Annotated in this window: 14 protein-coding genes and 1 riboswitch; of the genes, 6 read left to right on the top strand and 8 right to left on the bottom strand. The window is 69.2% G+C overall.

Annotated features, from left to right (window positions below; translation table 11 throughout):
- Positions 1 to 2 precede the first annotated feature (2 nt).
- From AB0I43_RS02975 to AB0I43_RS02945, 7 genes are read right to left on the bottom strand one after another with little or no spacing between them, the layout of a single operon-like run.
- The gene (locus tag AB0I43_RS02975) at positions 3 to 1,145 is read right to left on the bottom strand and encodes an MCE family protein (RefSeq protein WP_356972778.1); all 1,143 of its coding nucleotides are present in this window, start codon (positions 1,143 to 1,145) and stop codon (positions 3 to 5) included.
- A 1-nt stretch (position 1,146) separates the two neighbouring features.
- On the bottom strand, positions 1,147 to 2,382 hold the full coding sequence (locus tag AB0I43_RS02970) for an MCE family protein (protein WP_356972777.1): 1,236 nt from the start codon (positions 2,380 to 2,382) through the stop codon (positions 1,147 to 1,149).
- Positions 2,379 to 3,398 (bottom strand): MCE family protein, encoded by a 1,020-nt coding sequence (locus tag AB0I43_RS02965; RefSeq protein ID WP_356972776.1) that lies wholly within the window; start codon positions 3,396 to 3,398, stop codon positions 2,379 to 2,381. The genes AB0I43_RS02970 and AB0I43_RS02965 overlap by 4 nt, the downstream gene beginning before the upstream one ends.
- A gap of 2 nt (positions 3,399 to 3,400) precedes the next feature.
- Positions 3,401 to 4,426 (bottom strand): MCE family protein, encoded by a 1,026-nt coding sequence (locus AB0I43_RS02960; protein ID WP_356972775.1) that lies wholly within the window; start codon positions 4,424 to 4,426, stop codon positions 3,401 to 3,403.
- Complete coding sequence (locus AB0I43_RS02955) at positions 4,423 to 5,574, bottom strand: MCE family protein (protein WP_356972774.1); 1,152 nt, start codon at positions 5,572 to 5,574, stop codon at positions 4,423 to 4,425. Before AB0I43_RS02955 ends, AB0I43_RS02960 begins: the two co-directional genes overlap by 4 nt.
- Positions 5,575 to 5,582: 8 nt before the next feature.
- A complete protein-coding gene (locus AB0I43_RS02950; RefSeq protein ID WP_356972772.1) occupies positions 5,583 to 6,428 on the bottom strand; it encodes an ABC transporter permease in 846 nt (281 codons plus the stop codon).
- Between the two features lie 10 nt (positions 6,429 to 6,438).
- On the bottom strand, positions 6,439 to 7,224 hold the full coding sequence (locus AB0I43_RS02945; RefSeq protein WP_356972770.1) for an ABC transporter permease: 786 nt from the start codon (positions 7,222 to 7,224) through the stop codon (positions 6,439 to 6,441).
- Positions 7,225 to 7,535: 311 nt separating this feature from the next.
- Between AB0I43_RS02945 and AB0I43_RS02940 the strand changes: the two genes are divergently transcribed.
- Together AB0I43_RS02940 and AB0I43_RS02935 are read left to right on the top strand one after the other, a co-directional pair.
- On the top strand, positions 7,536 to 8,360 hold the full coding sequence (locus AB0I43_RS02940) for a hypothetical protein (protein ID WP_356972769.1): 825 nt from the start codon (positions 7,536 to 7,538) through the stop codon (positions 8,358 to 8,360).
- Positions 8,357 to 8,881 carry a twin-arginine translocation pathway signal gene (locus AB0I43_RS02935; protein WP_356972768.1) on the top strand — a complete coding sequence of 175 codons (525 nt, stop codon included), beginning with the start codon at positions 8,357 to 8,359 and terminating at the stop codon, positions 8,879 to 8,881. Before AB0I43_RS02940 ends, AB0I43_RS02935 begins: the two co-directional genes overlap by 4 nt.
- A gap of 5 nt (positions 8,882 to 8,886) precedes the next feature.
- Here the strand turns inward: AB0I43_RS02935 and AB0I43_RS02930 are convergent, their stop codons facing one another.
- Complete coding sequence (locus tag AB0I43_RS02930; protein ID WP_356972766.1) at positions 8,887 to 9,507, bottom strand: helix-turn-helix domain-containing protein; 621 nt, start codon at positions 9,505 to 9,507, stop codon at positions 8,887 to 8,889.
- Positions 9,508 to 9,656: 149 nt separating this feature from the next.
- On the opposite strand from AB0I43_RS02930, the gene AB0I43_RS02925 reads away from it, so the two are divergent.
- The 4 genes from AB0I43_RS02925 (at position 9,657) to AB0I43_RS02910 (ending at position 13,779) form a co-directional block, all read left to right on the top strand.
- A complete protein-coding gene (locus AB0I43_RS02925) occupies positions 9,657 to 10,829 on the top strand; it encodes a spirocyclase AveC family protein (protein WP_356972765.1) in 1,173 nt (390 codons plus the stop codon).
- 1 nt (position 10,830) lies between these two features.
- Positions 10,831 to 11,679, top strand: a complete 849-nt coding sequence (locus AB0I43_RS02920; RefSeq protein WP_356972764.1) for a CbbQ/NirQ/NorQ/GpvN family protein — start codon at positions 10,831 to 10,833, stop codon at positions 11,677 to 11,679.
- Positions 11,676 to 13,346, top strand: coding sequence for a VWA domain-containing protein (locus AB0I43_RS02915; protein ID WP_356972762.1), 1,671 nt, complete (start codon positions 11,676 to 11,678; stop codon positions 13,344 to 13,346). Before AB0I43_RS02920 ends, AB0I43_RS02915 begins: the two co-directional genes overlap by 4 nt.
- Positions 13,347 to 13,389: 43 nt before the next feature.
- A riboswitch (guanidine-III (ykkC-III) riboswitch) is annotated at positions 13,390 to 13,455 on the top strand.
- A gap of 9 nt (positions 13,456 to 13,464) precedes the next feature.
- Entirely contained in the window at positions 13,465 to 13,779 is a 315-nt protein-coding gene (locus AB0I43_RS02910) for a multidrug efflux SMR transporter (RefSeq protein ID WP_356972760.1), read from the top strand.
- Positions 13,780 to 13,819 lie beyond the last annotated feature (40 nt).

The raw sequence follows: 13,819 nt of genomic DNA, 5'->3' as shown, positions 1-13,819 counted from the left end.
CATCAGCGGCCTCCGGGGCTCGGCGGTGACGGTTCGATCGCGACGCCCAGCGGGTTCCTGGTCTGCGCGGCGTAGCCCGGATCGCCCACGGCCGCCTGGATCACCGCGGTCGGATCACCCCAGGGCGTGCCGAGCAACAGCTCGCGGCGCAGGCGCGGAATCGTCAGGTCGACCGTGGCCATCAGATTGACGTAGTCGCCCTTGAGCGCGTGGTCGATGCCGTACTGGCCGTAGGGATAGGTGGTGGCGAACGCGACGGCGGCCCCGATCCGGTCGCCGACATCGGCGAGCGCGTTCAGGGTCGGCTCGAGGTTCGCCAGATTGGCGAGTAGGTCACCGCGCACCTGCGCGACCACCTCGGCGGTGACCGTGCCGAAGGTCCGCAGCCGATCCAGCGCCGTCACCAGGGTCGGGCGCACCGCGATCAGCGCGTCCAGGGCCGGTGGCAGCTTGTGCAGGACGTCGGTGACGATATCGCGTTGCGCGGCAAAGGTTCCGGCCAGCCGGTTCAGCCCGCCGATGGTGGCGACGACGGCCGCCCGCTGCCCGTCCAGGGTGCCCATCAGCGCGTCCAGCCGGGTCAGCAACGCCGCGATCGTGTCCTGGCGCCCGGTGAACGCCTCGTTCAGGCCGTGGATGATGTCACCGACCTGGCCGAGCCCGCCGCCGTTGACCACCACCGAGATCGCGGCGAGGGTCTGCTCGGTGGACGGGTAGGTCGACGCGGAGCTGAGCGGGATGATCGCGCCACCGGCCAGTTGCCCCGCGGGCGCGACGCCGGGCGGGGTGTTCAGCGCCAGATGACTCGAGCCCAGCAGGCTCGTCTGCCCGATCGCCGCGACCGCGTTCGCCGGCACGACGGTGCCCGGGCGGACCGCGACCTCGACCTCGGCGTGCCAGCCCCGCAGGGTGATCGCACCGACGCTGCCGACCACCACGTCGTCGATCATGACCGGCGAATTCGACACCAGGGTACCGATATTCGCCATTTCCACGTGGATGACCGTGGCGCCCGGTTCGCGGCCGATCGCGCCGGGCAGCGGCAGGGAATTCACGCCCTGCCAACCGCAGCCGGGGACGGCGAGGATCGCGGCGAGGCCGAGTAGGGGCAGTACGCGCCGGCGCGATGGGCGGGTCTCGGTCATCTCAGCGGCCTCCGCCGGGAAAGAGGATGTCGACCAGGCTGGGCAGGGTCGGGGCCTGTGCCTGGGTGTCGACGACCTGGGGAACGAGGTGGGGTTCGGTGTAGATCAGATTGGCCGGATTCGCGGTCGGGCTGAGCACCGGGTTGACCGCCACCGGCAGATAGTTGAATTCCAGCAGCCGCAGGAACGGCCCGAGATACTCGTGGCATCGAGCCGCGGACTGCGCGGCGGTGAGGTTCTCCAGGCTGGCGATCCCACCGCAGATGAACTGGATCGGGTTGGTGAAGTTGTTGAGCGCGAACACTCCCGCCTCCGTGGCGGTGTCGGGGTTGTAGATGTTGTAGAAGTTCGCCAGGCTGGTCGGGAACAGGTGCAGCAGCTCCTCGAGGTCCTGGCGGTGGTCGACCAGGTTCTGTGTCACGTTCGCCAGCCGCCGCACCTGCTCGCTCGCGCGGTCCCGGTTGTCGTGCACGAACCGCTGGATGTCGCCGACGGCGACCGCGAGCGTCGACAGCGCCGCGTCCAGATCCGATCGGCTGTCGTCGAGCAGGCTGGTCAGGGTGGCCAGCCGATTCTGGAATTCGACGATCTGGACATTGCTGCCGCGCAACGCGGTGACGAACCGCTGCAGGTTCTCGATGATGTCGACGATGTCGCCGCTGCCGCTCGCCAGGATCCGGCCGACGTCCGACAGCTGGGTCAGCGTCCGGCGCAGCTTCTCACCATTGCCCGCCAGGGCATTCGCGGCGCTGTCGATGAAGCGGCCCGTGGAGCTGCCGGTGAGCGCGTCCGGGCCGAGATCGGTGGCCAGCCTGGTCAATTGGGCCTTGATCTCGTCCCATTCGACCGGCGTCGCGGTGCGCTCGAGCGGGATCACCGCCCCCGCACTCAGGACCGCGCCGCTGCCCCGATGGGACGGCGTCAGCTGCACATAGCGCGCCGCGACCAGGCTCTGCGCCACGATCACGGCTTTGGCCTCGGCGGGGATCCGGACGCCGCGGTCGATGTCGAGCACCATCTCGGTGGTGGTGCCGTGCGGTTCGATGGCGGCGATCCGGCCGACCCGCACGCCGGCGACCCGCACCTCGTCCCCCTCGTAGATCGCGGTGGCCGAACTGAACACGGCGCGAATCGACATGGGCGCGAGCAGCGTTCGGTAGGTGACCAGGGCTGCCGCGGCGAGCACGAGCACCGCCAGCAGCGCCGCGCCGAGCCGGCGGACACGGGAACTTCTCATCGGGGCGCCTCCGGAGCCGGCATCGGCACGATGCCGAACGCCTGATCGATGAACGGCTGAATCACCTCGGCCGGAATGAGATTCGCGACATAGGCGTTGTAAAACGGCCCGCTGGAGACGATCTCGCCCTGGGTCAGCGTGACCTTCACCAGGCCGGGCAGCGCCGCCGCGATGCTGTCCCGGTTGCGCTCCAGCATGGCGGTCACCGAGTTCAGGTGGTCCAGGACGGGCCCGAGTTCGGCCTGGTTGTCGGCGACCAATCCGGAGAGCTGCCGGGCGACCGCGGCGGTGTTGGCGAGCAGATCGACGATCGCCTGCCGCCGCTCGGTGAGCACGCCCAGCAGCGCGTTGCCGTTGAGCAGCAGGGCGTTGAGCTGATCGCCGCGCTGCGCCAGAATGCCGCTGACCTCGGCGGTGGCCCCGAGCAGATCGCGCAGCGAGGTGTCGCGCGCGTTGATCGAGCGGGACAGCGCGCTCAGGCCGTCGAAGGCCGGGCCCAGCCGGGGCGCGACCCGGTCCAGGGTCGAGGACAGCAGTTCCAGGGATTGGTCGAGCGCCGCGGTGTCGATCTCGGAGACGTTGGTCGTCAGATCGCCGACGGTGTCGGTCAGCGAATACGGCGCGGAGGTGCGCTCGGCCGGGATCACCTGGCCCGAGCGCAGGGTGCCCGGCCCCTGCGAGAGCAGCGTCAGCACCCGCTTGCCGAGCAGCGAGCCGGTCTTGATGTGCGCCGAGGTCTGTTCGCCGAGGCGGACTTTCGCGTCCAGGGTGAAGGTGACCCGGGCGTCGCCGTCGCGCAGGGCCACCTTCGCGACCCGGCCGACCGCCGAGCCCGAGACGACCACGTCGTCGCCGACCCGCAGGCCGCCGGCCTCGGTGAAGACCGCCTCGTACCGGACCGTGGTGCCCCATTCCAGCAGGCGCTGGGACTGCAACCCGATCAGGATCACGCACACGATCAGCACGATCCCGACCAGACCGTGGCGAACCAGGTGACTTCCGCGATATTCGAGCATGGCTAGGGCGCACACCTTCCCGTGTCCTGGGTGACGGCGGGCAGCACCACCACCGCGCCGGAGGGGTCGTTCACCCGCACGGTGAGCGAGCACAGGTAGTACTGGATGAAGTTGCCGTAGGTGCCGGTGCGGGCCATCTTGCGGAAGTTCTCCGGCGCCCGCTGCAAGGCCTGCTCCAGGGTCAGGCGGTCCGCGTCGAGAGCCGGTGCGAGGCGGGCGAGTTCGTCGACGGTGCCCGCCAGCGGCGGCCGGGCCCGGGTGAGCAGATCGGCCACCGAGGCGGTGCCGTTCTCCAGCGCCGTGACGGCCGCGCCGATCGGGTCGCGATCCTGGGCGAGCTGGGTCACCAGCTGTTCCAGCCGGTCGATGGTCGTGCCGAACTGACCGCCGTCGCGCGCGAGTGTCCGCAGCACCGTGTCGAGGTTGTCGATCAGCTGCTGGATGACCGTGCCGTTCTCGGCGAGCGTCGTGGCGAACGAGCCGGTGCGTGCGAGCAGGGAATCCATCGTGCCCTCCTTGCCCTGCAGGATCTCGAGCAGCGACCAGGTGAAGGTGTTCACGTCGCGGGCGTTCAGCCCCTGGATCACCGGTTTCAGGCCGCCCAGCAGCAGGTCGAGATCCAGTGCGGGCATGGTTCTCTCGGCCGGGATGCGGGCGCCGGGGCGCAGGATCTCGGTCGAGCCCGGGCCCTCGCCGAGCTCCAGGTACCGGTCCCCCACCAGGTTGAGATAGCGGATCGCGGCGCGGGTGCCGTGGGTGAGCACGATGCCGCGGTCGGCCTCGAACTCGACCGTCACCTGATGGTCGGCGCGCAGCCGGACGTCGCGGACCGTGCCCACCCGCACGCCGGCGATTCGGACGGTGTCGCCCGCGCGCAGGCCCGAGGAATCGGTGAAGTCCGCTGCGTATACGTCGGCCGAGCCGGAGCGGTAGTTGCTGAACACGACGAGCAGCACGCCGGACAGCACCAGCATCACCGCCGCGAAGACGCCGAACTTGATCAGCGGGCCGTTGCGCTGCGCGTTCATCGGACGCCGCCCGCACCGAACAGGATCTGTTGCAGCGATGCCGCGTTGAGCGTCACGTCCTGGTCTCCTCGCTCGAACGGATTGGCGCCGACATCGGCGACCACGAACTTCGGGCGCCCCTCGTAGGGCACCGGCAGCACCGAGCACTGCGGCCCGCCCGAGGCCGCCACCTCGGGCAGATCCTGGGGATACCGGTAGGGGTGGGTGCCGAAGAGGAAGTTGGCCGAGATGGCCACGCCCTCGTGCTCGGCCGGCGGTAGCGTGGCCAGCCGGGCCAGGCCCGCCACCGAACAGTGCAGGGCGGCACGGTAATCGGCGGCGAGCCCGGTGGTGGGCGCCAGCAGGCGCAGGGTCGTCGCCAGCGCCTCCCGATTGCCGCCGAGCACCTGGGTTCCGGTGTCGGACAGGCCGATCAGACCGGTCAGCAACGCGTCCAGGTTGTGCTGCTCCTCGACCACGGTCCCACTGAGACGGGTGAGGTCGCCCGCGAGATCGAGCAGGGCGGGCGCGGAATCGGCGTAGGCCTCGACCACCTGGGGCGCCAGGGTCAGATCGCGCTCGAGCGCGGGCAACGCCGATTCCACCTGGGCCAGAAACGCTTCCAGATCGGTGAGCATGCGCCCGGTCCGGTCACCACGCCCCTCGGTGGCGGCCGCGATGGCGCCCAGCGTCTGATTCAGCTTCTCCGGTTCGATGCGCCCGAGCACCTGGGTGAGCTGCTGGAACACCGTATTGATCTCGACGGTCACCTGCTCGGCGTCGAAGACCTGCCCGGCGGTGAGCGCGCCGGCGGCGGGACGTTCGGGCGGAATCAGCTGCACGAACTTGGCGCCGAACACCGTCGTGGCGGCGATGTCGACCGTGACGTCGGCGGGAATCCTCGGCAACTGATCCGCGTCGATGGCCAGTGTGATCGCCGCGAGCCCGTCCGGGCGCTCGTCGATGGCGGCCACCTTCCCGACCGTGACGCCGCGCATCTGCACCTTCGCGTCGGGATACATCACCAGGCCCGCGCGGCCCGAGAGCACGGTCACCGCGACGGTATCGGCGAGACCGCCGCGGAACAGGCCGACCGCACCGGCGACCAGCGCCACGATCACCCCGAGGGAGAGCAGGCCCACCACGGGACGCAAGAGCTTCGATATCACGGTTTCCCCTAGCCGGACAGATGGAAATTGCCGTTCGCGCCGTACACCGCCAGCGACACCAGCAGCGTGATCGACACGACCGCGATCAGTGAGGTCCGCACCGCGTTGCCCACCGCGGTGCCCACCCCGGAGGGCCCGCCGCTGGCGAAGAACCCGAAGTAGGTGTGGATCAACAGGATCGCCAGGGCCATCAGCACGGCCTGCCCGAAGGACCAGATCAGATCGATCGGGTTGAGAAAGGTCGAGAAATAGTGGTCGTAGAGCCCGGCGGACTGACCGAGCAGGAACACCGTTGTGAACCGGCTGGCGACGAACGAGGCGATGACCGCCAGTGCGTACAACGGCGTGATCGCGATCATTCCCGCCACGATCCGGGTGCCGACCAGATAGGTGATCGGCTCGATGGCCAGCGATTCCAGCGCGTCGATCTCCTCGTTGATCCGCATGGCGCCCAGCTGCGCGGTGGCCCCGGCCCCGAAGGTCGCCGCGAGGCCGATGCCCGCGACCACCGGTGCGGAGATCCGCACGTTGATGAACGCCGACAGGAAGCCGGTGAGCGCCTCGATGCCGATATTGCCCAGCGAGCTGTAGCCCTGCACCGCCAGCGTGCCGCCGGTGGCCAGGGTGAGGAATCCGACGATCACGACGGTGCCGCCGAACACCGCCAAAGCGCCTGCGCCCATGCTGATCTCGGCGATCAGGCGGATCGTCTCGCGGCGGTAGCGCACCGCCGCGAAGGGCGCGCGGGTCAGCGCTTTGACATAGAACAGCGTGTGGTCCCCGACGCCGCTCAGGCTCGTCACCGGACGGCGCAGGCGGCGCACGGTGCGCGGATATCTGGCTGCGATGGTCATCTCGGGCTCCTCACCGCGCCGTCACCTGGATGCCGATGGCGGTGACGACGACGTTGATGACGAACAGCGACATGAAGGCGTAGACCACGGTCTCGTTGACCGCGTTGCCCACCGATTTCGCGCCGCCGGTCACGATCAATCCCCGGTAGCAGGCGACCAGCCCCGCGACCACGCCGAACAGCAGCGCCTTGACCGAGGAGATGACGACTTCGCCGACGCCGGTGAGCAGGGTGATCCCGGCGGCGAAGGCGCCGGGATTGACGTCCTGGACGAAGACCGAAAAGGTGTAGCCGCCCAGGATGCCGATGATGCAGACCAGGTTGTTCAGCAGGAACGCCACCAGGCCGGAGGCGAGCATGCGCGGGGTGACCAGTCGCTGCACCGGATCGATGCCCAGCACCTGCATCGCGTCGATCTCCTCGCGGATGGTGCGTGAGCCCAGGTCCGCGCACATGGCGGTGGCACCCGAGCCGGCCACGATCAGGACGGTCACCATGGGGCCGACCTGGGTCACCGCCCCGAAGGCCGCGCCCGCGCCGCTGAGGTCCGCCGCGCCGAGTTCACGCAGCAGGATGTTGAGAGTGAAGCTGACCAGGACCGTGAACGGGATGGCCACCAGCAGGGTCGGCAGCATCGACACCCGGACGATGAACCAGGACTGCTCCAGGAATTCGCGAGTCTGGAACGGACGACGGAAGGCGAATCGGACGGCGTCCGCCGACATCGCGAACAAACCGCCGACCGTCCGCAGGACTCCTGAGCTGCGCCGGGACCAGCCCGCGACGCTGGGCGCCATGTGCTTACCGGCCTCCCACTAGAGTGAAAATGTGATTCTCATCTATGACGAAGCTTACATGCGAAAACAGGTAATGCAATACTCGCTCATTCGTAGGATCACCCTCGGAAAGACGGACGGAAGGTCCGAAATAGCAACGTGTCAGACCGGCTCGGCGGCATCGACCCTGCGCCGCTCTCCTAGCTGGAAAGTCTTATTTCCGCAGTCCTCACTATCAAAGGTGGCATGATTCCCCGGCTTTCGAGGTGGATTCCCACAAGTGCTGATAACGTCGTTCTCGCAATCGACAACGCGACGGATGTGGAAGTGCCATGAAGGATCTGGCTGATCCAGACACCGAGCTCGAATCCGCGCCGCGCGTCCGCGGCAGCACCGACGTGCAGGCCCTGCGGCTGGCCGCGGAGGAAGCACAGGCGGCCGCCGACGAGGCCGAAGCCGCCGCGCGCGAAGCCGCCGCACTGGCCGCCGCGGCCCGGGCTCGGGCGCACGCCGGCCGGCTGCGCCGGCGCGCCGAGGCCGCCGCGGCGGCGCCCGAGACCGAATCGGACCGCGACCCGGAGCCGGAAGACGCCGATGCCGGTGCGGCGGAATCCGAGGAACCCTCGGAGCCCGCCGCGCTGGTACACCGCCTGCGCACCCGGGTCGCGCAGGCCCGGCCACGGCGGCTCGCCTGGATCGCCGTGGCACTCGTCCTGCTCGTCGCCTCGGCGGGCGTCTGCGGCTACACGCTGTGGCAGCACCGCGAACTCACCCAGCAGGACCGCCGCGCGGCGGAGTTCACCGCGGCGGCGCGGCAGGGCGTCGTCGCGCTGACCTCACTGGATTTCAATCACGCCAAGGAAGACGTGCAGCGGGTCCTGGACAATTCGGCGGGCGCCTTCCACGACGACTTCCGGGGCCGCGCCGAGGATTTCACCAAGGTGGTGCAGCAATCGCAGGTCACCACCGAGGGCAGGGTCAACGCCAGCGCGGTGGAGTCGATGACCGACGACACCGCCGTGGTCCTGGTCGCCGCGACCTCGCGCATCACCAATGCCGCGGGCGCGCAACAGGAGCCGCGAGTCTGGCGGCTCAGCGTGACCGTGTCCCGAGTCGGCGACCAGCTCAAGATTTCGAAAGTCGAGTTCGTACCGTGAGCACCAGCACCCGCGCGCGGCTCGGCCGCGCCCTCCGTTCCCCGCGCACCGCACCGGGCGCACTGACCGTGCTGACCCTCGCGGCCGTCCTCGCCGCGGCGACGCTGTTCTGGACGCAGTATCTGCCCGACCGCCGCGCCGGCGACACCGGTTCCCAGGCCGCGCTGACCGCCGCGAAAGACGGCACCCTCGCGCTGCTGTCCTACGCCCCCGACACCCTCGACCGCGACTTCGCCACGGCCAGATCCCATCTCACCGGTGACTTCCTGACCTACTACAGCCAGTTCACCGACCAGGTCGTCGCACCGGCCGCCAAGGCGAAATCGGTACGGACCAGCGCGGTGATCGTGCGCGCGGCGGTCTCGGAGCTGCACGCGCACGCGGCGACGGTGCTGGTGTTCCTCAATCAGACGACCACCAGCACCGACAAACCCGAACCGGCCATGACGGCCAGCAGCGTGCGGGTCACGCTCACCGAAGTCGAGGGTTCCTGGCTGATTTCGGCCTTCGACCCGGTCTAGGCGAGTCAGCTCGCCGCGGCCGCGCCGGGCAGTTTGATGACCGACAGATACATCTCGAGAGTCGGCCGATACAGATCGATGTCGTTGAGCCGGCTGCCCAGGACCACCGAATCGCACGTCGCGATGAGCACGTGCGCGAAGGTGAGCGGCGGGATCAGCAGGGTGCCGCCGAGGCGGCCCAGGCCCTCGACGATGAACTCCGCCAGTTCCTCGACCACTTCCAGCCGTTTGGTCGCGACCCGTTCGCGCACTTCGGGATTGCGCAGCAGATACAGCGTGAACTCGTGGCCCAGGGCGGCCTGCTCGGCGCCGCGATCGTCGCCGAGCAGGCGCCACCGCTGGGCGATGTCGTCGAGTTCGCGCGCGCCCACCTCCCGCACCGCCGACAGCAACTCGGCGAAGGTGTCGAAGTAGCGCCGCCAGTACCGGTCACTCACCGCGAGGAAGAGATCCTCCTTGGTGGCGAAGTGCTTGTAGATCGCGCCCTTGGTGTAGCCGGCGGTGTGCGCGATGTCGTCGAGAGTGGCTGCGGTGAAACCCTTCTCGGCGAATACCGCCTCCGCGGCGTCGAGCAGCAGAGAGCGCGTGTGCGCCAGTCGTCGCTCCGCGGTCCAGCGCTCCACCATGCCGCGAGTCTAACAAAAGAATCTCAGAATCCTATTGGTCTCTCAGATACCCGTTGGTATATTGGCGGCGTACTGATCGCCGATTCGCATCCCGTGTCCACGCGGTTGAGCGGGCGACGTACTACCTCGATTCCGAAGGAGGCAGTTTCATGGCGGAACTGTCGAGCAAGAAGAGCACCCCCTACGTCACCGAGCCGCTCGGCGAAACCGCTTCGCTGGGTAGCCGAGTCACGGCGAAGAGCACACCGATCCGGATCTGGGCGATCCTGGGCGGGCTGATCCTGGCCTTCCAGCTCTACGTCTGGATCCGCTGGCTCACCGGCCCCAACTTCGAGCGGGTGCCCACCGGCCCCAGCGATCCCCCGACCCTGATGAAGACGATCCTCATCGTGTGGACGGTCGTCATCGTGGCCGGTCTCCCGGTCGGCATCTACTACTTCCTCGTCCGGCCCTGGCGGCGCGAACGCCGGATCACCCTGGACGGCATGCTGCTGGTGGCCTGCGGGCTGCTGTTCTTCCAGGACCCGCTGCTCAACTACTTCAACACGTGGAGCACCTACAACACCTGGATGTTCAACCGGGGTTCCTGGGTGCTCGACGTGCCGGGCTGGCGGTCCTTCGGCGAACCCGGCGCGATGATGGCCGAGCCCATCCTGATGAACGCGCCCGGCTACTCCTACGGCATCCTGCTGTGCACCATCCTGGGCTGCTGGATCATGCGCAAGGCCAAGGCGAAATGGCCCACCATCAGCAACAAGGGATTGATCGGGGTCCTGCTGGTCTGGACGTTCTTCTTCGACTTCGTCATCGAGGGCCTGTTCCTGATGCCGATGGGGCTGTTCACCTATCCGGGCGCGATCCAATCGCTGTCCATCAACGCGGGCACCTACTATCAGTGGCCGCTCTACGAGGGCCTGATGTGGGGCGGTGTGCAGGCCGGGCTGTGCTCGCTGCGCTACTTCACCGACGATCGCGGCCGCACCTTCGTCGAACGCGGACTCGAACATATCCAGGGCGGGTTCGTGCGGCAGCAATTCACCCGGTTCCTCGCCATTTTCGCGGCGTGCAGCGTCTTCTTCTTCGTCTGCTACAACATCCCGGCCCAGTGGTTCGCCATGCACGCCGACCCGTGGCCGGCCGATATCCAGAAGCGCTCGTACTTCGACATGGGCATCTGCGGTGAGGGCACCGGGCGGCTCTGCCCCGACCCCGCCCTGCCGATGCCCGGCAAGGACACCGGCTACATCGATCCCGACGGCCGGCTCGTGCTGCCGGACGGCGCCGAGCTCCCGAAAATCGTTCCCTTCGACCGAGGAAACTGAGATGCTGACCAGTCGAACCGACACCGCCGTCCCGGCCGAATCCGGCGCCACCGTTCCCGTGGAGTGGGAGACGGCGCCCTTCTATCAGGCCGTCGGCGACGAGGTGGAGGTCTTCCGCGCGGCGGCCCGCCGCGGCCTGCCCGTCCTGCTGAAGGGGCCCACCGGCTGCGGCAAGACCCGCTTCGTGGAGGCCATGGCCGACGAACTCGGCCGTGAACTGATCACCATCGCGGGCCACGAGGACATGACCTCGGCCGATCTCGTCGGCCGATTCCTGCTCAAAGGCGGGGAAACGGTCTGGGTCGACGGACCGCTGACCCGGGCCGTGCGCGCGGGCGCGATCTGCTACCTCGACGAGGTGGTGGAAGCGCGCCAGGACACCACCGTGGTCATCCATCCGCTCGCCGATCACCGCCGCGAACTGCCCGTCGATCGCCTCGGCACCACGCTGCGGGCGGCCGCGGGATTCCAGCTGGTGATCTCCTACAACCCCGGCTACCAGAGCGTGCTGAAGAATCTGAAGGAATCGACGCGGCAGCGTTTCGTCGGGATCGAGCTCGGTTTCCCTTCCGCCGCAATCGAAACCGAGGTGGTCGCGCACGAGGCCGGTGTCGACGCCGAAACGGCGGCGGCGCTGGTGCGGCTGGGCAACGCCATCCGGAACCTGGACGGTTCCCCGCTGCGCGAGGTCGCCTCCACGCGCATGCTGATACTCGCCGGCGGACTCGTGGCCGGCGGGCTGAGCCTGCGCGCGGCGGTCCAGTCGGCGGTGGTCCAGGTCCTGTCCGACGATCGCGATGTCGTGCGCGCCCTCGGCGAACTCGTCGACGCCGTGCTGCTCCAGCCATGAGCGGGGTCGAGCGGTTCCGGCTGCTCGCCACCTTCGTGGCGGGCCGGTCGGTGGGTGTCGCCGAGGCCGCGGCCGGAGCGGCCGCGCACACGAACGGTCAGGTCGTCTTCGTCTCGGCGGCGGCCACCGCCGAGACGCAGCGACGGGAGCTGCTGGTCCAGGCCGCCCTGCTGGGCGCGGGCAGCCTGGATCAGCGGTGGGTCAAGGCCTTACGCGGCCGGCCCGCGATCGCGCGGCGCTATCTGGCGCTGGAGGGACGGCGCGTGCTCACCGAACTCGCGCCGCGAGTTCCGCTCGCCGCGACGACGCTCACCGCGGCGGGCGACGTTCCGGCGAGCACCGGCGAAGCACTCGACAAGGCCAGGGGCCGGGCGAAAGTCGACGATCCGCCGCCGTGGTTCGGCGTCATCCACCCGGCCCGCCTGCTGGGTCCGGCGACGGGGCCCGGCACCCGGGCCACCGCCGCGGAACTGCGCCTGGAATTCGATCTGCTCGACGTGCCCGAGGACGAGGACGACGGCGAGCAGTCCGGGGAGAGCAAGATCCTGAAACTGTTCGAGAACCCACTGTTCGGGTCCCAGGCGCTGCTGGATCAGCTTCGCAAACGGCTCGGCGGCGCGCGATCGGCCGGCGACGGCGCGGCGGGCGGGGACGCGCGGATGCGGTCGGTGCGGCGGGCGCGCATGGTCGGGCCCGAGGCACGGCCGCTGCCCACGCGGATCCGGTTCACCGAGGACCGGCCCGGAGCGGCGGCCGGGGTCGGCGGGGCGCTCTACCCGGAGTGGGACGTACACGACAACCGGTATCGGGCCGAGTGGTGCCGGGTGCTCGACTTCCCCCTGACGGTGCCCGCGGATCTCGGGGCCGCCGGTGTCGCCCACGACGACGTGCTGCGGCGCCGCCTGGCCCGGGTCGGCCTGGGCCCCAAGGTCTTACGCCGCCGGCCCGACGGCGACGACCTCGACATCGAGGCGCTCATCGAGCTGTGCACCGACCTGCGGTCGGGCTACTCGCCGCCGGAACACGTCTACCTGGAGCATCGCAAACTCGCCCGAAACCTCGGCGTGCTCATCCTGCTCGACGCCTCCGGCTCGGCCACCGACACCGATCCGGACGGTCACACCGTGCACGAGCACCAGCGGCGGGCGGCCGCCACCCTGGCCGCCACGCTCGAGGAGCTCGGCGACCGCGTCGCGGTGTACGCCTTCCGCTCCCAGGGGCGGCACGCGGTGCACCTCCCGGCGATCAAGACCTTCGACCAGCGTTTCGGCGCGCTCGGCCGGGCCCGGCTGCACCAGCTGGAACCCTCGAACTACACCCGGCTCGGGGCGGGCATCCGCGGTGCGGGCGAAATCCTGAAAGCCGAGGCGGGTACCCAGAACCGTTTGCTCATCGTGCTTTCCGACGGCGTGCCCTACGACGACGGCTACGAGGGCCGCTACGCGGAAGCCGACGCCAACAAGGCGCTCGAGGAACTCCGGCTCGACGGCGTGGCCTGCCTGTGCCTGTCCATCGGCGCGACCACACCCGCCGCCGAACTCGCCCGCGTCTTCGGCTCCGCCGGGCACGCGGGCGCGCGGACCCTCGCCGAATTGAGCCCCCGCATGGACGAGCTGTTCCTCGCCGCGCTCCGCGAACTCAGCGCACCCCTGCCGCGCGGCGGGTGACCGGTCTGACATTGCCACCCTCGCCCGGTTGTGCGAACTTGGTAACAAGCCTGAAACAAGGCTTCCGGACGAGGGGTGCTGTACCCGGTGTGCGACAAGACGGCCCAGGAGGCCCGTCATGTCGTGGATCGTTCTCGCGCTCTCCGGAGTGCTCGAAGCCGTCTGGGCGACCGCCCTCGGCAAATCCGAGGCGTTCAGCAAACTCGTCCCTTCCCTGGTCTTCGCCGTCGCCCTGATCGGCAGCATGACCGGCCTCGCGTTCGCCATGCGCGACCTCCCCGTCGGCACCGCCTACGCGGTCTGGGTCGGCATCGGCGCCGTGCTCACCGTCGTCTACGCCATGGCCACCGGCGAAGAACCCCTCTCCCTGCTCAAAGTCGTGTTCCTGCTGATGATCGTCTCCGGCGTCGTCGGCCTGAAGCTCGCGCACTGACGATTACCCGCGGAGTAATCGACACGGGGCGGTGGGGGCG

It is taken from the genome of Nocardia sp. NPDC050435 (assembly GCF_040655395.1).
Classification (GTDB): domain Bacteria; phylum Actinomycetota; class Actinomycetes; order Mycobacteriales; family Mycobacteriaceae; genus Nocardia.
Note: the sequence above shows the minus strand (reverse complement) of the source record. Positions and strands in the feature narration are given on the sequence as shown.